Annotated in this window: 20 protein-coding genes; 8 read left to right on the plus strand and 12 right to left on the minus strand. The window is 73.5% G+C overall.

The genetic code is table 11. The features are described from left to right. Positions 1–68 precede the first annotated feature (68 nt). The 3 genes from FZ103_RS19405 to FZ103_RS19415 all read right to left on the minus strand — a co-directional run bounded on the left by FZ103_RS19405 (position 69) and on the right by FZ103_RS19415 (position 1,863). Positions 69–1,010, minus strand: a complete 942-nt coding sequence (locus FZ103_RS19405; protein WP_156003079.1) for a M56 family metallopeptidase — start codon at positions 1,008–1,010, stop codon at positions 69–71. Positions 1,011–1,015: 5 nt separating this feature from the next. Further along, positions 1,016–1,378 (minus strand): BlaI/MecI/CopY family transcriptional regulator, encoded by a 363-nt coding sequence (locus FZ103_RS19410; RefSeq protein WP_156003080.1) that lies wholly within the window; start codon positions 1,376–1,378, stop codon positions 1,016–1,018. 134 nt (positions 1,379–1,512) lie between these two features. Next, on the minus strand, positions 1,513–1,863 hold the full coding sequence (locus FZ103_RS19415; protein WP_156003081.1) for a DUF6247 family protein: 351 nt from the start codon (positions 1,861–1,863) through the stop codon (positions 1,513–1,515). 150 nt (positions 1,864–2,013) lie between these two features. Here FZ103_RS19415 and FZ103_RS19420 point away from each other — a divergent pair, with 150 nt between their 5' ends. The 5 genes from FZ103_RS19420 (at position 2,014) to FZ103_RS19440 (ending at position 6,622) form a co-directional block, all read left to right on the plus strand. Continuing rightward, positions 2,014–2,541, plus strand: a complete 528-nt coding sequence (locus FZ103_RS19420) for an O-acetyl-ADP-ribose deacetylase (protein WP_156003082.1) — start codon at positions 2,014–2,016, stop codon at positions 2,539–2,541. Between the two features lie 22 nt (positions 2,542–2,563). Beyond that, positions 2,564–3,556, plus strand: coding sequence for an alpha/beta hydrolase-fold protein (locus FZ103_RS19425; RefSeq protein WP_186356549.1), 993 nt, complete (start codon positions 2,564–2,566; stop codon positions 3,554–3,556). Between the two features lie 366 nt (positions 3,557–3,922). Further along, a complete protein-coding gene (gene mshA / locus FZ103_RS19430) occupies positions 3,923–5,173 on the plus strand; it encodes a D-inositol-3-phosphate glycosyltransferase (protein WP_186356552.1) in 1,251 nt (416 codons plus the stop codon). A gap of 94 nt (positions 5,174–5,267) precedes the next feature. Further along, positions 5,268–5,786 (plus strand): YbjN domain-containing protein, encoded by a 519-nt coding sequence (locus tag FZ103_RS19435; RefSeq protein ID WP_156003083.1) that lies wholly within the window; start codon positions 5,268–5,270, stop codon positions 5,784–5,786. Between the two features lie 89 nt (positions 5,787–5,875). Further along, on the plus strand, positions 5,876–6,622 hold the full coding sequence (locus FZ103_RS19440) for a phosphoglyceromutase (RefSeq protein WP_156003084.1): 747 nt from the start codon (positions 5,876–5,878) through the stop codon (positions 6,620–6,622). A 24-nt stretch (positions 6,623–6,646) separates the two neighbouring features. On the opposite strand, the gene FZ103_RS19445 is transcribed toward FZ103_RS19440, so the two are convergent. Continuing rightward, positions 6,647–7,009, minus strand: coding sequence for a DsrE family protein (locus FZ103_RS19445; protein WP_156003085.1), 363 nt, complete (start codon positions 7,007–7,009; stop codon positions 6,647–6,649). 43 nt (positions 7,010–7,052) lie between these two features. Then, the gene (locus FZ103_RS19450; RefSeq protein WP_156003086.1) at positions 7,053–7,841 is read right to left on the minus strand and encodes a GIDE domain-containing protein; all 789 of its coding nucleotides are present in this window, start codon (positions 7,839–7,841) and stop codon (positions 7,053–7,055) included. A 301-nt stretch (positions 7,842–8,142) separates the two neighbouring features. Between FZ103_RS19450 and FZ103_RS19455 the strand changes: the two genes are divergently transcribed. The 3 genes from FZ103_RS19455 to FZ103_RS19465 all read left to right on the plus strand — a co-directional run bounded on the left by FZ103_RS19455 (position 8,143) and on the right by FZ103_RS19465 (position 11,430). Then, positions 8,143–8,670, plus strand: a complete 528-nt coding sequence (locus FZ103_RS19455; protein WP_156003087.1) for an FABP family protein — start codon at positions 8,143–8,145, stop codon at positions 8,668–8,670. 675 nt (positions 8,671–9,345) lie between these two features. Next, positions 9,346–10,374, plus strand: coding sequence for a folate-binding protein YgfZ (locus FZ103_RS19460; RefSeq protein WP_156003088.1), 1,029 nt, complete (start codon positions 9,346–9,348; stop codon positions 10,372–10,374). 282 nt (positions 10,375–10,656) lie between these two features. Next, entirely contained in the window at positions 10,657–11,430 is a 774-nt protein-coding gene (locus tag FZ103_RS19465; RefSeq protein ID WP_156003089.1) for a GIDE domain-containing protein, read from the plus strand. Positions 11,431–11,508: 78 nt separating this feature from the next. Here FZ103_RS19465 and FZ103_RS19470 read toward each other — a convergent pair whose 3' ends face one another. The 7 genes from FZ103_RS19470 to FZ103_RS25200 all read right to left on the minus strand — a co-directional run. Then, on the minus strand, positions 11,509–12,219 hold the full coding sequence (locus FZ103_RS19470; RefSeq protein WP_156003090.1) for a type 1 glutamine amidotransferase: 711 nt from the start codon (positions 12,217–12,219) through the stop codon (positions 11,509–11,511). Between the two features lie 18 nt (positions 12,220–12,237). After that, complete coding sequence (locus tag FZ103_RS19475) at positions 12,238–13,494, minus strand: MurT ligase domain-containing protein (RefSeq protein WP_156003091.1); 1,257 nt, start codon at positions 13,492–13,494, stop codon at positions 12,238–12,240. Positions 13,495–13,622: 128 nt separating this feature from the next. Continuing rightward, positions 13,623–15,626 carry a hypothetical protein gene (locus tag FZ103_RS19480; RefSeq protein WP_343233606.1) on the minus strand — a complete coding sequence of 668 codons (2,004 nt, stop codon included), beginning with the start codon at positions 15,624–15,626 and terminating at the stop codon, positions 13,623–13,625. A gap of 243 nt (positions 15,627–15,869) precedes the next feature. Further along, positions 15,870–16,178: a DUF1416 domain-containing protein gene (locus tag FZ103_RS19485; RefSeq protein WP_186356550.1), complete on the minus strand. Its 309-nt coding sequence runs from the start codon at positions 16,176–16,178 to the stop codon at positions 15,870–15,872. A 66-nt stretch (positions 16,179–16,244) separates the two neighbouring features. Beyond that, positions 16,245–17,084, minus strand: coding sequence for a sulfurtransferase (locus FZ103_RS19490; protein WP_156003092.1), 840 nt, complete (start codon positions 17,082–17,084; stop codon positions 16,245–16,247). Between the two features lie 82 nt (positions 17,085–17,166). Next, complete coding sequence (locus FZ103_RS19495) at positions 17,167–17,589, minus strand: DUF4395 domain-containing protein (RefSeq protein ID WP_156003093.1); 423 nt, start codon at positions 17,587–17,589, stop codon at positions 17,167–17,169. Positions 17,590–19,604: 2,015 nt separating this feature from the next. Further along, on the minus strand, positions 19,605–19,797 hold a 193-nt coding region (locus FZ103_RS25200), incomplete at its 5' end, for a hypothetical protein (protein WP_222936498.1).

The following is a 19,797-nucleotide window of genomic DNA, read 5'->3' on the forward strand; positions in this document are numbered from 1 at the left end:
TAAACGCGCGAGTCCAGGCGATCGTGCCCGGCCGCGCCCCGGCGCCGGGCGGTGCGGCGGGCGACCGCCTACACCGGCAGGCTCCACAGCACCGTGATGGTGCCCAGCAGCGCCACAGCGGCGCTCAGCACGGCGGTGGTCTGGCGACGCGAGAGCTGCTGGACGGGGTTGAGCAGCCGGGATACGCGGGTGAGGACCTCGGGTTCGTCGGAGGTCACCGCGAGGGCCCCCGCGGGCACGTGCGCGGTGCCCGATGCGCCGAAGCGCAGGAGCGCCATGGCCAGCTCCTTGGGGGAGCGCTCGCGACGCGCCTGGTCGTCGGCGCACATCTCGATCAGCAGCGCGACCGCGCGGTAGTGGGTCTCGACCATCCGCACGTGCGGGAACGCGCGCTTGAGCGAGGAGAACGGAAGCAGCACCAGGTCGTGGCGCTGGCGCAGGTGGGCGTGCTCGTGGGCGATGACCGCCGCCAACTCGCTGCGGTCGAGCACCTCCAGCGCGCCCGCGCTGATGACCACCTCCGAGCGCAGCACGCCGGGCAGGCAGTAGGCCGCGGCGGCGGGGTGGTCGAGGATGCGCGCGCCGGGGACCTCGGGGTCGTCGTGGGCCACCAGCCCGAGCAGGTCGTGGTGGCGGCGGCGCACCCGCAGGACCTGGACGAACGACGCCACCAGGCCGCTGAACAGCAGCAGGGTGAGGCTGAAGGCCAGAATCACCGCGCCGACCTGGGTGGCGCCGAAGGAGGTGCCGGCGATCTCAGAGAGGTAGAGGCCGTGGGTGCCCGCGTCCTGGACGAGCGCGACCAGCCCGCCGACGACGCCGCGGCCGTAAGGGGCCAGCCCGAAGGCCAGCAGCGCGCCGATGGTGGAGAACCCCCAGGCCAGTCCGAGCACCTGCCAGACGATGACGGCCACATAGGGCCCCCGGCGGGGCCACGAGGCCCGACGCAGCCGTGCCGCCGCCACGAAGCAGCTGATCGCGATGGCGCTGAGCAGTGCGGCACTGACCATCTCGGCTACGTCCTCGGCTCGTCGATTTCCTCTAGCGCGCGCCGGAGCGCCTCGGCCTCGCTGCCGTTCATGGAGCGGACGAACGCCGCGAGCGCGGCGTCGCGGTCGCCGGTCTCCCCCAGGGCGTCGATCATGAGTTCGGAGACGTAGTTCTCACGACTGGCGGCCGGGCGGTAGCGCCAGGCGCGCCCTTCGCGGTCCCGCGCCACGACGCCCTTCTTGGCGAGACGGTCGAGCACGGTCATAACGGTGGTGTGAGCGAGGTCGCGGTCGGCCAGAGCACGGCCCACCTCGCGGACCGTCAAAGGCTCGTTCCGCTGCCACAGTACATCCATCACCGCGCGTTCGAGATCGCCGAGCCGATTCATGGGTCCGAGTCTACTCCGGGTAGTACTACAGGCTGTCGCGGCCCACCGATCGGCCCGCTGCGCGTGGTTTTACCCCGATTCGACGGTGTGGATGCCCCCGCGATCAGGAGTCTCGAAGCCCCACGTCCACTCGCTCACCGGCCCAACGCCGCATCCGTTTCACGCAGGATCCGGCTGATCTCTTGCACCGCGCTCCTGGTGTCCGGATGGCCGGTACCGACCATGTTCTCCAGCTCGGCCAGGCGGCGAGCGGTGGCCGGGTGCCGCTCGATCTCGATGAAATGGGCCCAGCTGAAGCAGAACAAGTGCAGCGGGGACAACCTCTGAAGCTCCAGCGCCTCCGTACACGCCTCGACGAGCCGGCGATCGAACTCCTTGAGCCGGGACGGGGTGATCCTGGAGACCGCTTTGGGCAACGCCTCAGGAGTCGCGGCCGGGCGGGGGATGCGGGGCGCTTCACAATCCTCACTGTGCTGCTCGGTCATCGCTCCCCCTGGGCCGGGCGGTTGTCGGGGAGACAGTATCCCGGTGGATCCCGGACGTGCGGGTCAATCGCCGAATTCGGCGATGGGGAACGGGAGGCGGGGCGGGGAAGTGGGAGAGGAGGTGCCGCATCTCCTCGGAAGGGACGCAGGATGGACATCACTCTCGTGCAGGGCGACATCACCGAACAGCGGGTGGACGCCGTCGTCAACGCCGCGAACTCCTCGCTGATGGGCGGGGGCGGGGTCGACGGCGCGATCCATCGGGCCGGCGGCCCCGAGATCCTGCGGGAGTGCCGGCGGCTGCGTGAGACGACTCACCCCGACGGCCTGGCCGCAGGCGACGCGGTGGCCACCACCGCCGGCGAAATGCCCGCCACCTGGGTGATCCACACGGTCGGGCCGGTCTACAGCACCACTGAGGACCGCTCGCACATCCTCGCCTCCTGCTACCGGCGCAGCCTGGAGGTCGCAGCGGAGCTGAACGCCTCCAGCGTCGCGTTTCCCGCGGTTTCGGCCGGGGTCTACGGCTGGCCCATGGAGAGTGCGGCCGAGATCGCCGTGCGGTCCGTCCGGGAATCGTCGATTACCTTGGGTGAGGTCCGGTTCGTACTCTTCAGCGCGGAAGCCTACGAAGCCTTCGCCCGCGCGCTCGGTCAGAGCACCGGACCGTTCCCTTGACCTTGGCCTTTAGGATCTCGGTGTGTTCACCACGCTCTCACGCAGAACCGCGGTTCTCGTGGCATCATCACTCGTCGTAGCCACGGCGGGCACGCTCGCGGCTCTGGACGAGGACGCGGCCCGTCCCGGCGGGGCGGCCGCGCAGGCCGCCGACGCCGCGATGGTCCCCGGCGCCCAGGGGGGCTCGCCGGTGCATCCGCGCCCCGGCAAGGTCGCCTCCTGTGACAAGCCGGGCAGCGAAGAGATCATCACCGTCCCCGACAAGGGCGCCCCCGACGGGAAGCGGCCCATCTGGGTGCACCGCCCGCCCGGCCCCGACAACGACGACCTGCCCGTGCTCTACCTCCTGCACGGGTCCACCACCACCCACCTCGACGTGCGCGACGCGGGTGTCGGCGACGCCCTCGACGAGCAGATGTGCCGCAGCGGCGTGGAGTTCGTCATCGCCGCGCCCTTCGGCCAGGAGGTCGGCGGCAGCGACACCGAGTGGGGCGACGCCGCCGACGGCGACTTCGCGATCGAGACGTTCGTCACCGAGAAGGCCGTCAAGGCCGTCGAGGGCGAGCACACCCGCCCGCGCCAACTGCGCGCCATCGGCGGGTTCTCCATGGGCGGCTACGGCGCCGCCGCGCTGTCGATGCGCCACCCCGACACCTATGCCCAGGCCGTCAGCTGGGCCGGCTACTTCAAGGTCGACGACCCCAGCGACACCTTCGGCGACAACCCCGACGCCCACGCACCCGACCAGCTCCTCGACGAGCCGGGTGTGCGCGACATCCGGTTCATGCTGGTGGAGGGCAAGGACGACCACACGCCGCTGCAGACGGGCAGCATCCACGGCGAGGCGGAGCGCTTCGCCGGCATGCTGCGCGAGCGCGACATGACCGTCAAGACCCTGCACCCCGACGGCGGGCACACCTGGGACACCTGGATCCCGACCTTCCCGCAGGCCGTGGACTTCCTCGTCAAGGGCTGGACCGCGCCCTCCGGGCCGGCCGCCGCACGGGGCGACTGACTCCCGCCGCCGCCCCGGCCCGAAAAGCCCACCCCGGGTGCCGGTGCGCCGACCCTGCGCGGCCATGATGGAACACTGTGCGCCCGCCCCCTGTTGAGTGGAGGAGGTCCGCGGCTGTGCGCGGAGCGCGGCGCCGGGCGGCGTCGACCGGCTCCATGCCCCGCCGCACCGGTGCGGATCCGGCCGGAGTCGACCGGTTCCACCGAAGCCGCGGGCACACCACCAGCGGACAGCACCGGAAGGGACGAAGCAGTGGTGGCGGACAGCCTTGACGCGCCCGGAACAGGCCCCGCTCGGCGCTTCGCGGCCGCGGAGCCGGCCCCAGCGGGCCCCCGGCCCGGCCGCGACGGCCCGCTCCCCCGCAGGATCGCCTCGATCAGCCTGCACACCTCCCCCTTGGAGCAGCCCGGCAGCGGGGACGCGGGCGGACTCAACGTCTACACCGTCGAGGTCGCCAAGCGCCTGGCCGCGCGGGGCGTCGCCACCGACGTGTTCACCCGCGCCACCCGCCCCGACCAGCCGCCCGTGGTGGAGATGCTGCCCGGCGTCACGGTGCGCCACATCCCCGCCGGCCCCTACGGCTCCCTGGACAAGTCGGCGCTTGCGCACTACCTGTGCCCCTTCATCTTCGGCGTGCTGCAGACCGAGGCCCGCAACGAACCCGACCACTACGACCTCGTGCACGGCCACTACTGGCTTTCCGGCCGGGCGGGCCTGGCCGCCGCGCAGCGCTGGGGAGTGCCGCTGGTGCAGTCGATGCACACGCTGGCCAAGGTCAAGAACCTCGCCCTGGCCCAGGGCGACGCGGCCGAACCCGAGTACCGGCTGCGCGGCGAGGACCACCTGGTGCGCAACGCCGACCATCTGGTCGCCAACACCGCTGTCGAAGCCGATCAGCTCGTCGAGCACTACGGCGCCGACCCCTTCCGCGTCAGCACCGTCCCCCCGGGCGTGGACCTGGACGTGTTCAGCCCCGGCTCGCGGCGGGCGGCGCTGCGCAGCCTCGGGCTGGCCGAGGACACCGAGCTGCTGCTGTTCGTGGGCCGGGTGCAGCGCCTGAAGGCGCCCGACGTGCTGCTGCGCTCGGCGGCGGCGCTGCTGGAACGCGAACCCTCGCTGCGCGAGCGGCTGGTGGTGGCCGTCGTCGGCGGGCTGTCGGGCTCGGATCTGACGCAGCCGCGCCGCCTGGCCGAACTCGCGCGGTCGCTGGGGATCGCCGACATCGTGCGCTGGGAGCCGCCCCGCTCGCGCGCCGAACTCGTGACGTTCTACCGCGCGGCCACCGCCACCGTGGTGCCCTCCTACTCCGAGTCCTTCGGCCTGGTGGCCGTGGAGTCCGAGGCGTGCGGCACCCCCGTCGTCGCCGCGCGCGTGGGCGGGCTGCCCACCGCGGTGCGCGACAACGTCTCCGGCGTGCTCGTCGACGGCCACGACCCCGCCGACTACGCGCGGGTGCTGCACCGGCTGATCCGCGAACCGGCCCGGCGGGACGCCCTCGGCGCGGCCGGTGTCGCCCACGCGGCCGGATTGAGCTGGGACGCGACCGTCGACGGACTGCTGGACGTCTACCGTGGGACTCTGGTCGGCGAGCGGCTGCCGCTCGCCTCGGGCCAGTAGCCCGCGGGCCGGCCCGCCGCCCCCCTCCGGCGACCGGACGGCGGCGGGCGGGCGCGACCGAGCGGCATACAGGGAGGGAAGGTCACCCGCACATATGTCCACCGGAGCCAGAGCCGACGCCGTCGCCGCCGTGGAGACCGCGGTCGCGGAGGCGGGCCTCGACACCGAGCGCCCCGATCCCGAGTCCTTCGTCGTCGCGCTCCCCGGGCAGCGCAAGCTCAAGACGATGGTATGGCTGAGCGTGGGCGAGCACAGCCTGCTGGTGAAGACGTTCTTCTGCCGGCGCCCCGACGAGAACCACGCCGAGTTCTATCGGTGGCTGCTGCAGAAGAACGACGGCATGTTCGGGATGGCGTTCTCCGCCGACGAGGTGGGCGACGTCTACATCGTGGGCCGCCTGCCGCTGGCCGGTGTCACCCCCGAGGAGGTCGACCGGCTGCTGGGCTGCGTGCTGACCTACTCCGACGACAACTTCAACGCGGCGCTGGAGCGGGGCTTCGCCTCCTCGATCCGCAAGGAGTGGGAGTGGCGCTACCGCCGGGGCTACAGCATGCGCAACCTCCAGGCGTTCCGCCATCTGGTGGAGGAGGACGGCAGCGCCGCCGGCGCCTGACCCCGCGCCCCGAAACGGCGGACCGATTGGTCTGGACCACTGCCGAGCCCGCGGCGCACCCCCGAGGCGGAGTCGCTAGGCTGGCTGCCATGGCGACTCTGGTTCTACTGCGACACGGCGAAAGCGTCTGGAACGCCGAAGGGCTGTTCACCGGCTGGGTGGACGTGGACCTCTCGGCCACGGGCGAGGAGGAGGCGCGCAGGGGCGGCGAGCTGCTGCGCCAGGCCGACCTGCGCCCCGGCATCGTGCACACCTCGGTTCTCAAGCGCGCCGTCCGCACGGCCAACATCGCGCTGGACGAGGCCGACCTGACCTGGCTGCCCGTGCGGCGCTCCTGGCGGCTCAACGAGCGCCACTACGGCGCGCTGCAGGGCAAGAACAAGGCCCAGACCCGCGAGAAGTACGGCGAAGAGCAGTTCATGGTCTGGCGGCGCTCCTACGACACCCCGCCGCCGCCGATCGCCGACGACGACCCCTACTCGCAGGTGGGCGACCGACGCTACGGCCAGCTCCCGCCCGAGCTGATGCCGCGCACGGAGTGCCTGGCCGACGTCGTGGACCGGATGCTGCCCTACTGGTACGACACGATCGTCCCGGACCTGGCCGCCGACCGCACGGTGCTGATCGCCGCCCACGGGAACTCGCTGCGCGCCCTGGTCAAGCACCTGGACGACGTCGACGCCGAGACCATCGCCGGGCTGAACATCCCCACCGGAATCCCGCTGGTCTACGAGCTCAACGAGGACTTCACCCCGCGCAAGCACGGCGGCGAGTACCTCGACCCCGAGGCCGCCAAGGAGGCCATCGAGGCCGTGAAGAACCAGGGGAAGAAGTAGTCGGAGCCCGCCCGGCGGTCCCGGCTAGTACACCAGCGCCTGCGCCCCCTCCTGGAGGGTCTCCTCGACGAAGGCGGGGGCGCCGGCGATGCGGACCCCTTCGATCAGGTCGTCCTCGGCGAGTCCCCGCCGCGCGGCGCACTGGGTGCAGACCGTGACCCGGCCCGCGGCCAGGACGCCCTCCAGCAGGTCGGCCAGCGGCGCGGCATGGGGGAGGGCGAACGTCTCGGCGCGGCCGGGGACCGCGTACCAGGCGGCCTCGCCGGTCAGCCACAGCGAAACCTCGACGCCGCTCGCCGCCGCGGCCGCGGCAACGGTGAACGCCTGGTTGCAGCGCTCGGGGGCGTCCTCGCCGGCGGTGGCCTTGATCACCAGAGTGCGGTTCATGCGGCCAGGGTAGCGGCCGCCCGCCGCGTGCCGGCCGCCGCCGTCAGGCCGCCCCGGCCAGCATCAGCAGCAGCCCCGCGCACGCCGAGGCCACCGTCCCGCCGCTGAGCAGCAGCGCGTCTGCGCCGGCGGGCCGCTGGGGCTGCTCCCGGGCGGAGGGCTCGCGGCCGTGCTCGATGCGCAGCCGCCCGTCCGGCGGGGCCGTGACGACCGGGTGCCCGTCGCGCAGCTCCAGGTAGCCGTGCACGGTGATCGGGTCGCCCGGCCGGAGGATCCACTCGCGGTACTCGAACTCGATCGTCTCGCCGCGGAACAGGCCCGAGATGCGTCCCTTGACCCGCGGCAGCAGGTCGTCGGCGGGCGCGGGGACGCCGCGCTGGGGGCGGCCCACGACCCGCTGGAGGCACAGGTCGGCGCCGGAGAAGGCGGCGTCCTCGGGGTCGACCAGCACCGGCTGCCGGCCGCGGGCCGCGGACCGGGCGCCGCCCGCGATGCCGAAGACGTCGGCGGCCCCGTAGTCGGCGATGGAGTCGCAGGCGCGCACGCGCACCCGCTCTCCGGTGGCGGAGTCCTCGGTCAGCGACCAGTAGTGGCGCAGCACCTCGTGCCCGTGCCAGACGCAGTCCTTTCGCGCCAGGCGCGACTCGATGGCGCCCTGGGGGCCCGGCACCGCGACGCCGGTGAGCGCGACCTCGGTGCCGGCTCGGGCCGCCACAGCGCGCGGGTGCAGGTCGTCGGCGGCGCGCCGGTGCGCCCAGCGGCGCACGGCGCGGACGGCCAGGGGCGCGAGGATCGCCGCGCAGAGCAGGAGGGCCACCCCCAAGAACAGCATTCCAGGCCGCCTCTCGTCGCTTCACGGGTGATGTCGGCCGCGTGGGCTGCCGTCGCTTACGGCGCCGCGGCGCTGGCATCTTCTTTACCAGGTTCGGCGGGGAAGCCGGACATGGCCGATCGCCGCTGTGCGGCGGCCCGCATCCCCGCGTCCACGCGAACGAACACCGTAATACCCGACCAGAGAGGCCGGACCGTGAATACGAGCTGGATGCCGTGCCATGCGGAGCGAACACGCGGTGTCACCCGCTCCCTGCCCGGTGGTGCGCTCGGCGGCCCGGAAGCGGCTACGCTCGGAGACCATGCAGTCAGAGGTGCACCGCGATCTTGAGAAGCTGTCGTTCCTGATCGGCCGGTGGGAAGGGGTGGGCGTCGCCGGCTACGCCGACATGCCGGAGTTCCAGTTCGGCCAGGAAGTGGAGTTCAGCAACGACGGCGGGCCCTACCTGGGCTACCGCAGCCGGGTCTGGCGCCTGGCCTCCGACGGCTCGCTGGGCGAGCTGTGGACCTCCGAGGCCGGTTACTGGCGGTGCCGCCCGCAGGCCGCGGAGGAGCCCGCCGGCGAGGCGCCCTCGATCCACGTCGAGGCGCTGATCACCCATCCGGAGGGCTACAGCGAGATGTACCTCGGCACGATCTTCGCCAGCCGCGTGGAACTGACCACGGATGCGGTGCTGCGCACCGAGACGGGCGAGCAGGTGACGGCGGGCAAGCGGCTCTACGGCCTCTTCGGCGAACAGCGCGAGACCCTGGGCTATGCCTGGGACATGGCGGCGCGCGGCCACGACCTGCGGTCGTTCATGTCCGCGCAGCTGAAGCAGGTGGCGTAGGCCGGTTCGTGCATCGGGGCGGCGCGGCGCTGGCGGGGCCGCCAGGCCGGCAACCGCGACGGGCGCCGCGGGATCGGCGCCCGGGGAGGAACGCGGGACGCGAAGCGCCTCCGCCGGGTGGCGGTGCGGGGGCGACCGCCCGCGGGAGAAGGACAGATCCCCGGGGTGACCTCCGCCACTGAGGGCGGGATCGCGCCGGCTGGACAAGGTCCGGCGACCCGGGGATCCGGGTGTCCACGGTGGATTCGCTAGGGCGAACCGATACCTCGTGTCGCCCTAGCGGGCGGACACCTCGCAAGTCCCAAACGTCTTCACTGTTCGGACCACCTCCTTTCCTGCGTGCCTTCGACACTACGGCGCGGCTGAAGAACGGGGCAAATGTTTTTCCTGCGGTCCTACGGGGCGCTCACGTCCTGGTTGAGAAGCCGGACACCACAGCGGCTGCGGCAACGGGGCTGTGATGCGCGAAGCGCACCCATCGCCGCAGCCCCGATGGCGGCCGCCCCGGGCGGTACCCGGTGGGTGCCCGGAAAGCGGCACCCGCTGTTCTTGGACGCGGCGTAGACGCGCCGCCTTCCCTCCTCGCTTGGTCGCGCGGGCTTTTCCGCGTGTGTGCGGCCCGCGCCGGACGCCGCCGCACGGCGGGACGCCCGTGCGGCGCATACCATCGGAGGTATGACTTCGCCGCTGCTGACGCGTCCCGGTGCCGTCGCCGCCGCTCCCCCCGACTCCGATGTGGCCGCCCACTACGGCGAGCCGGTGCAGGAGGGGCGCGCGATGGACCGCAGCGCCGCCTGGATCGACCGCGGGAACCGGGGGGTCGTGCGGGTCGGCGGACCCGACCGGTTGAGCTGGCTGCACAGCCTCACCAGCCAGCACCTCGCCGACGCCGCCCCCGGCACCGCGGCAGAGGCGCTGGTGCTCGACACCAACGGCCACATCCGCTTCCACCTCTCCCTGGTCGAGGACGGCACCGCCGTGTGGATGCACACCGAGCCGGGCGCCGGGGCCGACCTCGCCGCCTTCCTGGACTCGATGCGGTTCATGCTGCGGGTGGAGGTCGAGGACCTCAGCGACGCGCGGGCAGTGCTGACCCTCGCGGGCCCCGACCGCGAGGCCGCGCTGGCGCTCGTGCCCGACCTCGGCGCGGACGTCCCCCTGCGGCGCACCGACTCCGGCGTCGACCTGTTCCTGCCAGCGGAGTCCGTGAGCCCGGTGGCGGCCGCGCTGGCCGACGCCGGCATCCGCCCGGCGGGCATGTGGGCGCACGAGGCCGCGCGCATCGCCGACCACCGCCCTCGCCTGGGGCTGGACACCGACCACCGCGCCATCCCGCACGAAATGGGCTGGGTGGGGCCGGCCGTCCACCTGGACAAGGGCTGCTACCCCGGTCAGGAGACCGTCGCGCGCGTGCACAACCTGGGCCGTCCGCCGCGCCGCCTGGTGCTGCTGCACCTCGACGGCACCGCCGAGCGCCTGCCTGAGCGGGGTGCGGCGATCGAGCTTGAGGGCCGGTCGGTGGGCGCGGTGGGATCCTCGGCCCGCCATCACGAACTCGGCCCCATCGCCCTGGGCCTGGTGAAGCGGACGGTCCCCACCGACGCGCAGTTCAGCGTCGACGGCATCGCCGCCGGCCAGGAGGTCGTCGTGCCGCCCGACACCGGGGCCAACGCCGACATCCGGCTGCGCCGCCGCCCGGCCTGACGGGCACCGGGCGCCGATGGGAGCCTGGTCACGTGTCCCCCGGGCCGGCCGCGGGTAGCCGCGTCGGGGAAGGCGCGACCGCGAAGCGGCGGAGGTGATCGAATCGCGGCGGATCCATTAGTCTGCTGCTGCGGATCCCACGGCCGGGTTCAGGCAGGCCGAGGACGAACGCGGCCGCGCCGCGGGACCGGACCGGACGCCGCGGGCGCGGCTCCGGCGCCCGGCGCCTCGGCCCGCCGGTGATCCGGTCACTCCCTCACCACCGACGCGTATCGGAACCCCATGGACGACTTGGCACCCACCCTCCAACTGCTCGCGCTGATTCTGGTCGGTATCAGCGGCTACCTGTGGCTGCGCGCGATGAAGGCCCGACGGCACCGGCTCCGGCTGCAGACGACCCCCAACTACACCCTGGGGCTGCTGAACGAGGCCGCCGAACTGCCGGCCAAGGCGGAGGTCCTGGCCGAGGCCGGGCCCGGCCCGGAGGGACCGCTGGTCTCGCCGTACTCGCAGACGGAGTGCGTGTGGTTCCGGGTCGAGGTGGAGCACCACCACTACGAGGAGGAGACCGGCGACCGGTTGGAGGTGACTCCGGTCTTCGACCTGCACTCCCACGAGCCCTTCACGCTCACCGACGTCACCGGTTCGGCCCAGTGCCGCCCGCACTGGATCGAGGTGGAGCACGCCGACCTCGTGCACGACCGCTTCGACGAGGGCGCGATTCCGCCCACCGACGCGCTGTCCCCGCCGCACCTGGACCCGGCGGAGCGGGGCGTGCAGGCGGCCAGCACCAAGGTGGCCGGTCCGGCCGCGCTCACACCCGGCTGCACGTTCCGCGAATGGGTGATCCGCCCGGGTGAGCGCATCTTCGTCCGCGCGTTCCCGCACCGCAAGGACGGCACCGTCGTCCTGATGGGCGGCGAGGACGAGCCGATGACGATCTCCACCCACAGCGAGCAGGAGCTCATCCGCGAGGACCGCAGCAAGGAGGTCCTCGGCTACACCGCCCTGCCGGTGGCCCTCGTCCTGCTGGCCTTCGCCCTGCTGCTGGGTTAGGCCGGTTCCGGCAGACCCGGCCGCATCGGCCTGAGCGGTCGGCGCGGCCGCCGGTCCGGCGCGGCCGCGCCGACCGTGCTACAGCGCCGCGGCCAGGCGCTCCTCGTGGAGGGCTTCGCCCCAGGACGGGGGCAGGGGGGCGAGGTCGCCCACCCGCATACGCAGGAGCAGGTCGGCGAGCTGCGGGTTGCGCGGCAGCGCGGGGCCGTGGAGGTAGGTGCCCAGGACCTGGCCCTGGTAGGCGCCCTCGGTGCGGCCGTCGTTGCCGATGCCGGTCAGCGTGCGCGACAGCGGGGTGGCGCCGGGGCCCAGAGTGGTGCGGCCCTGGTGGTTCTCGAAGCCGGTGATGCGGCCGCCGCCCAGCTCGGGGGCGACCTCGGCGACGATCTCGCCGACCGCGCGGGTCTCGCCGCGCCCGCTGCGGACGTCGAGGATCCCCACGCCGGGCAGCGGGTTGTCGTCGTCGTCACCGTAGGTCTCGCCGATGATCTGGTAGCCGGCGCAGACGGCCAGCACCGCGGCACCTCGATCGGCGGCGCGCTTGAGGCCGCCGTCGGCGCGCAGCCGGTTGGCCGCGAGGATCTGGGGGCGGTCCTCACCGCCGCCGAGCAGGTAGACGTCGCCCTCGGCGGGCACGGGGTCGCTGGAGTGCACGTGCACGATCTCGGTCCTGATACCGCGCTGCTCGGCGCGGCGGCGCAGGATCAGCGCGTTGCCCTGGTCGCCGTAGGTGCTGAGCAGGTCGGGGTAGATCCACACGATGCGCAGAACGCTGCTGGTGTCGCTCATCAGATGCCCTTCTGGCCCCTACTGGACGCGGCCGTAGTCGGCACGGATCTGCTGGAAGGCGGTGTAGTTGGCGATGACGTCGATCTTGGTGGCGTCAGGGCTCTCGGCCTTGACCTTGGCGACGACGTCGCTGACGCGGTCGGCGAGCTCGAAGGGGACGTCGTCGGTCTCCAGCCGCAGCGCCAGGTCGGTGCGCCGCTCACCCATGACGAACACCCGCCGACCGCGCAGCACCGTGTAGTCGACGTCCCACAGCCAGGAGGTGTCCTTGCCGTCGGGGATCTGGGCGTTGACCGAGAGGATCACCGGCACGCGCGGCGGGTCGAGCACCGCGAAGGACTCCAGCCAGCCCGCGGGGTTCTTGGCCAGCAGCAGCCGCACCTCGACGCCGTCGGTGACGACCGAGGTGTAGCGGCCGGCGACCGAGCGGATCTCCTGCAGGCGCGGCAGGGACTGCGCGGGCTGGATGCCGTAGGCCGCGGCGGTGGCCATCGCGATCGCGGCGTTGGCGCGGTTGGCGTCGCCGGGCAGGTTCAGCCGCAGCGGCCAGCGCTGCTCGGCGGGGTCCACGACGCTGTCGGCGTCGTTGTCGACCGACCAGGTGGCCTCGGGGCGGCGCATGCCGCACTCCGGGCACTCCCAGTGCGGGTCGGGGTCGCGCTTGAGGTGGCCGCCGCACTCCGGGCAGCACCAGGAGTCCTCCTTCCAGCGCTGCCCCGCCGAGACCCAGGTGGCGTAGTGGGCGCCCATGCCCGCCCAGGCGACGAGCGGGTCGTCGGCGTTGGCGACGACGTGGGCCTGGCTGCGGCCCAGGGCCTCGCGCCACTTCTTGGCCAGCAGGTTGATCTCCGAGGCGCGGTCCATCTGGTCGCGGCTGAGGTTCATCAGCACGACCACGGCCGCCTTCGTGGCCTCCAGCACCTGGGGCAGGTACTTCTCGTCGACCTCCAGCACGGCCTCGCGGGCATCGGGGCTGTTGGCCAGCGCGGTGATGTGGCCCGTGGGCATGTTGGCGCCGTGCTCGTTGGTGGCGACGGGGCCGAGTTCCCGCAGCGCCGACGCGATCAGCCGCGTCGTCGTGGTCTTGCCGTTGGTCGCGCTGACCAGCGCCAGACGGCGGCCGCGCGACAGCTGGGCCAGCAGGTCGGGCTCGACCTTGAGCGCGATCTTGCCGCCGATGACGGAGCCGTCGCCGCGCCCGGTGGCCCGGGAAAGCGAGGCCGCGCCCTTGCCCAAGACCGCGGCCAGTTGGGCACGCAAGGGAAGTTCGCTCATGATCCCCACAACGTTCGTGAATGGAAGAGTGCGGTGCGCCTGGGCGCCAGGCGGTCTTCCAAGCCTATTGCCCTGCCCGGACCGGACCGGCCTGCGAGCGCCGGGCGTCACCGCGCCGGCGGGCGGATTCAGACCGTGCGCCAGTCCAGCCGCTCAGGCGGCGGGCCGAGGTTGGGCGGCGGGTCTCCGGCGGAGCCGGAGGTATCGGCGGTGCCGCCGGCGGCCGGCTCCGCGGCCAGAGGGGTCTCGGGGGCCTCCTCGACGGTGCCGAGGGTGGCGGTGGGCAGGGCCAGGATTCCGGGGTTGGCGTCGGCGAGCACAGGGCCCTCGGCGCCGGGCATCAGCAGCGCGGTCGGGGGCAGGGTGCGCAGACCGTGCACGTCCACACGGAGGTCGCCGAGGGCGTCGCCGACGCCGCTCTTCTCGCGCGGCTCCTCGCCCCCGATACCGGCGGCCTGAGCAGTCGTGCGCCCCCAGGTCGTCGCCGAGCGGATGTGGCGGGCCAGGTCGAGCGGCGCCAGCGAGGCCGCCGCGTTGCGCATGGACACCGGCGCGGTGACGTCCTCGGCGCTGTCGCCGACATAGCCGTCGGCGACCGAGTCGAGCAGCGCCTCGCCGATGACCTCGGTCAACCGGTGCATCCGCACGGCGGGCGCCTGCCGCACGCTTTCGGCCCCGGCCGCCTGCGCGCCGCCGAGCCCGAGCAGCACCGGCAGCACGCGCGCCGCGGCGGCGGCGGTGGGCTGGCGCATGACGACCGGGAAGCGCCCCCCGCCCCGCAGCCAGCTTTCGGCGTCCTCGGCGATCTCGCGGAACAGCAGCACCAGCCCTGCCCCCGCGCCGGACGCGGTCTCGCCGAGGCGCTCCAGCTCATGCGCGGGCACGGAGTCGGCTCCGGCGACCACGACCGTGTGCTGCCAGGCGCGGCCGGGCGCCGCCGACCGGGTGGCGCGCAGCTCCAGCAGCTCGCTCAGCGCCGCCAGGGTGTAGGTGCCGTAGGCCCGGGCGGAGACCTCGCCGAGCGTCCGGTCGATGGCGATGACCTTGACCTGGGCGTAGGGCTCCTCGGCCGCGCGGCGGCCGACACCCTCGAAGGGGGCCAGGTGCTGCTCCAGCTCCCAGGCGCGTTCGCGCACGGCCCGGTCGCCGCCGCAGCGGGCGCGCAGTTCGGCGCGCTGCTGGGGCGGGACCGGCTTCAGCGCTGGGTCGGTGTCGCCGCCGGGGTCGTCGGCGGGGGTGCTCAGCGCCCGCAGGCCGCCGAGGAGCGTGGCGATGTCGGCCTGGGGCCCCAGCACCTCGAAGATCCGCAGCAGCAGGGTCTCGTCGGCGTCGATGTCGGCCTTGGCGTCGGAGGCGCAGGCGAGCGAGGCCAGGATGCGGGCGCGCTGCCCGGCCCCCAGGTTGGTGCCCAGGTTCATCCGCGGCAGGTCGGCCGGCAGCACCCAGACCCGCGGGACCACGGCCGAGCGCCGGACCAGCGAGCACAGTTCGGCGGCGGTGCCGCGGCCGGAGAGGTCGACGACGGTGAGGTCGCCGCCGACGCGCAGCAGCGAGGCGCCCACGGTGGTCAGCAGCGCCGACCAGCCCGCGTGGTCGCCGCCGGCCACCACGACCGCCTCCGCGCCCTCGGGCGGGCGGACGCCGTACCAGCGGGGCTGGGACTCGTAGACCCGCTTGCGGGTCTGCCAGCGGGCGTAGGCGCGGGCGTGCTCCTCCTGGCGCTCGCGCAGCTCGCGCTCGCGCTCGGCGCGTTCGGCCTCCAGCCGGCGCTCCTCGGCGCGCATCCGCTCCCGCATGACCCGGCGGCCCTGCAGCAGCGCCACCGCGATCGGCAGGGCCACGGCCGCGCACGCCAGGAAGGCGCCGAGGACGAAGAGGCCCGGCAGCACGCGCAGCGGCCACAGCGGCAGGCACAGCACGACGACGGCCGCGAGGACCGCCAGCGCCGCGTAGAGCGGGCGGTTGGTGCGGGCCTCGTCCGTGCGCAGGGCGGCGACCCATTCGGGGCTCAGGCCGATCCGGTCGCCGGGCGCGGGGCGCTGCGGCGGCGGGCCGGGCTCGGGCGCCAGCACCTCGTAGCGCCAGCCCAGGTAGGTCGGAGTCGGATGGGCTCCCGATGCGGGACCGGCCACCTCGAAGCACCTCCTGCCCGGCGTCGGGGGGCCGGGTCGGCATCGCGGGGTATGCGGAGATCGTGCGGAGACTACCGCAGTTTCCGCCCAAGGACTCTGGAATGTCACGACCCGGCCGCAAATCGCACCCGACCGGCACGGAGCAGGGCGCGGCGGCCGGGGCCCGGACACGACGGACGCCGGTGCCGGCGGGTTTCCCCGCCCGCACCGGCGTCCGCGTACGCTATCCGGCCGCTACGGCGGTCAGGCGTCGACTTGGAGGTCGATCACCTTGCCGGTCTCGGCGCTGATCTCGTATTCGGCGGTGAAGCCCTTGGAGGCCAGCACCCGCACCTTCCACGTGCCGTCGGCCGCGAAGAAGCGGAACGTGCCCTCGTCTCCGGTGGCCACCTCGCCGACGAAGTCGTCGGCGCTGTTCAGCAGGCGCGCGTAGGCGCCGCTGAGCGGCTCGCCGCCACGCCGCACGACCCCCTGGATCACCGCCTGGTCGCCGGCGTCGACGTCGGCCAGGGCGACGCCGCCCACCGGCGCGCCGCATCCGTTGTCGCTCACTGCGTGTCCTCCTCGCTCAGTGCCCTGCGCGGCCGCACGGCGGTCCGTGCGGCCCTTGGGCGGGTGCTACTTGGCCTCGCCCAGCTCCACGGGCACGCCCACCAGCGAGCCGTACTCGGTCCAGGAGCCGTCGTAGTTCTTCACGTTGTCGAGTCCGAGCAGCTCGTGCAGCGCGAACCAGGTGTGCGACGAGCGCTCGCCGATGCGGCAGTAGGCGATGATGTCCTTGTTCAGGTCGACGCCGGCCTCGGTGTAGAGCTTGCGCAGCTCCTCGTCGCTCTTGAACGTGCCGTCGTCGTTGGCGGTCTTGGACCAGGGGATGTTGCGCGCGGTGGGGATGTGGCCGGGCCGCTGCGCGGTCTCCTGGGGCAGGTGCGCCGGGGCCAGCAGCTTGCCCACGAACTCGTCGGGCGAGCGCACGTCGACCAGGTCCTTGGTACCGATGGCCTGGACGACCTCGTCGCGGAACGCGCGGATCGAGGTGTCCTGCTCCTTGGCGGTGTAGGCGGTCTTCGGCCGCTCGGGGACCTCCTCGACCAGCTCGCGGGAGTCCAGCTCCCACTTCTTGCGGCCGCCGTCGAGCAGTTTGACGCTCTGGTGGCCGTAGAGGCGGAAGTACCAGTAGGCGTAGGCCGCGAACCAGTTGTTGTTGCCGCCGTAGAGCACCACGGTGTCGTCGTTGGAGATGCCCTTCTCCGAGAGGAGCTTCTCGAAGCCGGTGCGGTCGACGAAGTCGCGGCGGACGGGGTCCTGCAGCTCGGTCCGCCAGTCGATCTTCACGGCGTTGCGGATGTGGCCCTTGTCGTAGGCCGACGTGTCCTCGTCCACTTCGACGAGGACGACGTTCGGGTCGTCGAGGTGAGCCTCCACCCAGTCGGCGTCCACGAGGACGTCGGAGCGGCTCATGGGGAACCTCCTAGAATCTCAGGGTTGATCGGAATTCCGTGCGTTCGGCCGCGCAGGCGGTCGGTGCGGTGCCCGACGCCTGTCACGGGGTGCGGCCCACCGGGGTCAGCCGGCGCATCAGCAGGTACATCTCGCAGCCCAGGCACAGACCGAAGGCGGCGTTGAGGAAGGCGGCCAGTAGCGCGAAAGCGGTGGCGGTGATTCCCAGCCAGGTGCCTACCGCGAGATAACCGAGCAGACCGATCAGAGCGAACACCAGCCCGACCGCCTGGGCGAAGCGCGGCGGTGCGGGATCCTCGGTCTCCGCAGGCGGACCCAGCCGGGGCCGGATCAACCAGGCGTAGAGCAGGCCGTAGGGCGAGCGCCGCACCCCCGCCGCGACGGCGGCGGCGAACACCAGCGCCTGCACGGCGAGCAGCCACGCGCTGCCGGTGATCAGCACGAGCGCGAGTACGGCGGTCGTGACGGCGGCGGCGAAGCGCTGACCTCGCGGGTCGACCTGCATCGTGGACTTCCCACCCGGGTGAGTGCTGCTTGCGGAGTCGAGGGGCGGCCGGCGATCGGGCGTGCGCGGCCGACTGGCGGGCCGGGATCAGCCCTCGGGGCGATCGGCTCTAGCTGACAGCACGACAGAGCGCGGTGGCGACGTGGCAGAAGTCCACGGCGCGGCGCTTGGTCAGGAACGGCTCTGTCGGAGCACCCACATCTTCGATGGTACGGCGTGGCCGGACCGATGTCACGGGTGGGTCCACTCACAGGGCCCGCCCGGCCTGCGCGTCCGCGACGGAGAGGCCGGCGGGTGGCGGGCGGCCGGCCTTTGGGTTGGCTTTTCCGGGGGGGATCGGCCTGGGTTCGGTGGGATCGGTGGGTTCGGCCTCGGCTCGGGGGTTCGGCCTCGGCTCGGGGGGTCGGCCTCGGTCGGCACGTCTCGCGAATCGGTCCGGGTACCCACCGGTGGCGGTGAGCGACGGGGGCGGCGACGGCGGCGGGTGGCCGGGGTGGGTGATCACCGGTTGCTGAGAGCGGATGGCGCGTCGCCCGACGGGGGCGGCGACCACAGCGCAGGGCTCAGGCCCCGGGGATCGGTCCTGGTGGGCGCCGGTGGCGGTGGGCGACGGGGGCGGCGACGGCGGCGGGGTTGGGCCCGCGCGAATCGGCCCCGGTGCCCGCCGCTGACGGGAAGCAACGGGGGCAGCGACGACCGCGGAGGGCTCAGCCCGCACGGATCGGTGCGGGTGCCCGCCGGTGGCGGTGAGCGACGGAGGCGGCGACGGCGGCGGGTGGCCGGGGTGGGTGATCACCGGTTGCTGAGAGCGGATGGCGCGTCGCCCGACGGGGGCGGCGACCACAGCGTAGGGCTCATCAGGCCCCGGGGATCGGTCCCGGTGGGCGCCGGTGGCGGTGGGCGACGAGGGCGGGCGCGCCGGGGCGTGTTCCGGTGGGCCTCGCCGCCTGCGCACCCCCACCCGAAACCCCGAATGCCCGGTTTAATTCAACGCGCTCTGGCCCCGGTCGCACCGAGCGCGGCCCCACGGACACCGGCGACGCGGGAACCGGTCACGGAACCCGACATTCGGCACCTTCGGGGCGGCGGTGGGGCGACGAGGCGCGCCCCGCGACCACCCGGGCGGCCTCCGGCCGCGCGGAGGGCCGTCCGCGACGTCGACTCCTCCCGCGATGTCCGGTATGCGGGGGCGCCAGGGCGGCCCGCACGACCCGGATCGGCGATGATCATGGCATTTGGACCGGGGATCCGCACCCGAAGCGATCCAAACGCGCACCTCGCGGCACCCCGGCCGCCTCCACCCCCGCCGCATCCGGGAATTCCGGGCAAACCACCCCGGTATCCTTCCGCATCCCGGAAGACCCGGCGCTCCGGTGCGCCGCACACACCCACCGCGCACCATCGGCGGGCATCGTCGACCCAACGCGAGGCGAAATGCCGAAACGCCCCCGCCCAGATCGTGTGTCAGAACGGCGGGGGCGCCGCCTTCCAGGAACCCACCGGGCACCACCCGCGGCGGCCACCACCGAGGCTGCGGCAATGGGTGCGCCCCGCGAAGCGCGATCACAGCTTGCCGCCGAGCGCACGCGGTTCTTCCCAGGTGGAGCCGTACCACCGGTGGCGGACCTCCGGCACAAAAGTGCACCGTGCGCTCGGCGGCAAGCTGGCGCACAGCGCTTCGCGCATCACAGCCCCATTGCCGCAACCTCCTGTGGTGACCGACTCCTTGAACACGACGTAGGCGGCTCCCACTACCGCCCTCGCCGCCCCCGTCGGGCGGCCCGCCGTCCGCCGCCGGCAACCGGTCACCGCCCAGCCCAGGCCCCGTCGGCCATCGCCGCTCTCGTCGCATGCCCAACCGGCGGGCACCCGGACCGGTGGGCACGGGCGAAGCCACCCGCCGACCTCGCTGCCTCGTCGCATGGGCCACCGGCGGGCACCCGAACCGCTCCGCGCGGGCCAAGCCCACCGCCGACCTCGCCGCCCCCGTCGGGCGACCCGCCATCCGCCGCCAGTCACCGGTGACCGCCCAGCCCGGCCATCCGCCGCCAGTCACCGGTGACCGCCCAGCCCGGCCATCCGCCGCCCTCGCCGCCCCCGTCGCACGCCCAACCGGCGAGCACCCGAACCGCTCCGCGCGGGCCCAACCCCGCGCCGACCTCGCGGCCCCCGTCGGGTGCCCAACCGGCGAGCACCCGAACCGATCCC

It is taken from the genome of Streptomonospora sp. PA3 (assembly GCF_009728995.1).
GTDB lineage: Bacteria > Actinomycetota > Actinomycetes > Streptosporangiales > Streptosporangiaceae > Streptomonospora.

Bases quoted from the DNA above. Each gene is read 5' to 3' on its own strand.
- FZ103_RS19405 (WP_156003079.1), bottom strand. From the start codon at position 1,010: ATGGTCAGTGCCGCACTGCTCAGCGCCATCGCGATCAGCTGCTTCGTG.
- FZ103_RS19410 (WP_156003080.1), bottom strand. From the start codon at position 1,378: ATGAATCGGCTCGGCGATCTCGAACGCGCGGTGATGGATGTACTGTGG.
- FZ103_RS19415 (WP_156003081.1), bottom strand. From the start codon at position 1,863: ATGACCGAGCAGCACAGTGAGGATTGTGAAGCGCCCCGCATCCCCCGC.
- FZ103_RS19420 (WP_156003082.1), top strand. From the start codon at position 2,014: ATGGACATCACTCTCGTGCAGGGCGACATCACCGAACAGCGGGTGGAC.
- FZ103_RS19435 (WP_156003083.1), top strand. From the start codon at position 5,268: ATGTCCACCGGAGCCAGAGCCGACGCCGTCGCCGCCGTGGAGACCGCG.
- FZ103_RS19440 (WP_156003084.1), top strand. From the start codon at position 5,876: ATGGCGACTCTGGTTCTACTGCGACACGGCGAAAGCGTCTGGAACGCC.
- FZ103_RS19445 (WP_156003085.1), bottom strand. From the start codon at position 7,009: ATGAACCGCACTCTGGTGATCAAGGCCACCGCCGGCGAGGACGCCCCC.
- FZ103_RS19450 (WP_156003086.1), bottom strand. From the start codon at position 7,841: ATGCTGTTCTTGGGGGTGGCCCTCCTGCTCTGCGCGGCGATCCTCGCG.
- FZ103_RS19455 (WP_156003087.1), top strand. From the start codon at position 8,143: ATGCAGTCAGAGGTGCACCGCGATCTTGAGAAGCTGTCGTTCCTGATC.
- FZ103_RS19460 (WP_156003088.1), top strand. From the start codon at position 9,346: ATGACTTCGCCGCTGCTGACGCGTCCCGGTGCCGTCGCCGCCGCTCCC.
- FZ103_RS19465 (WP_156003089.1), top strand. From the start codon at position 10,657: ATGGACGACTTGGCACCCACCCTCCAACTGCTCGCGCTGATTCTGGTC.
- FZ103_RS19470 (WP_156003090.1), bottom strand. From the start codon at position 12,219: ATGAGCGACACCAGCAGCGTTCTGCGCATCGTGTGGATCTACCCCGAC.
- FZ103_RS19475 (WP_156003091.1), bottom strand. From the start codon at position 13,494: ATGAGCGAACTTCCCTTGCGTGCCCAACTGGCCGCGGTCTTGGGCAAG.
- FZ103_RS19490 (WP_156003092.1), bottom strand. From the start codon at position 17,084: ATGAGCCGCTCCGACGTCCTCGTGGACGCCGACTGGGTGGAGGCTCAC.
- FZ103_RS19495 (WP_156003093.1), bottom strand. From the start codon at position 17,589: ATGCAGGTCGACCCGCGAGGTCAGCGCTTCGCCGCCGCCGTCACGACC.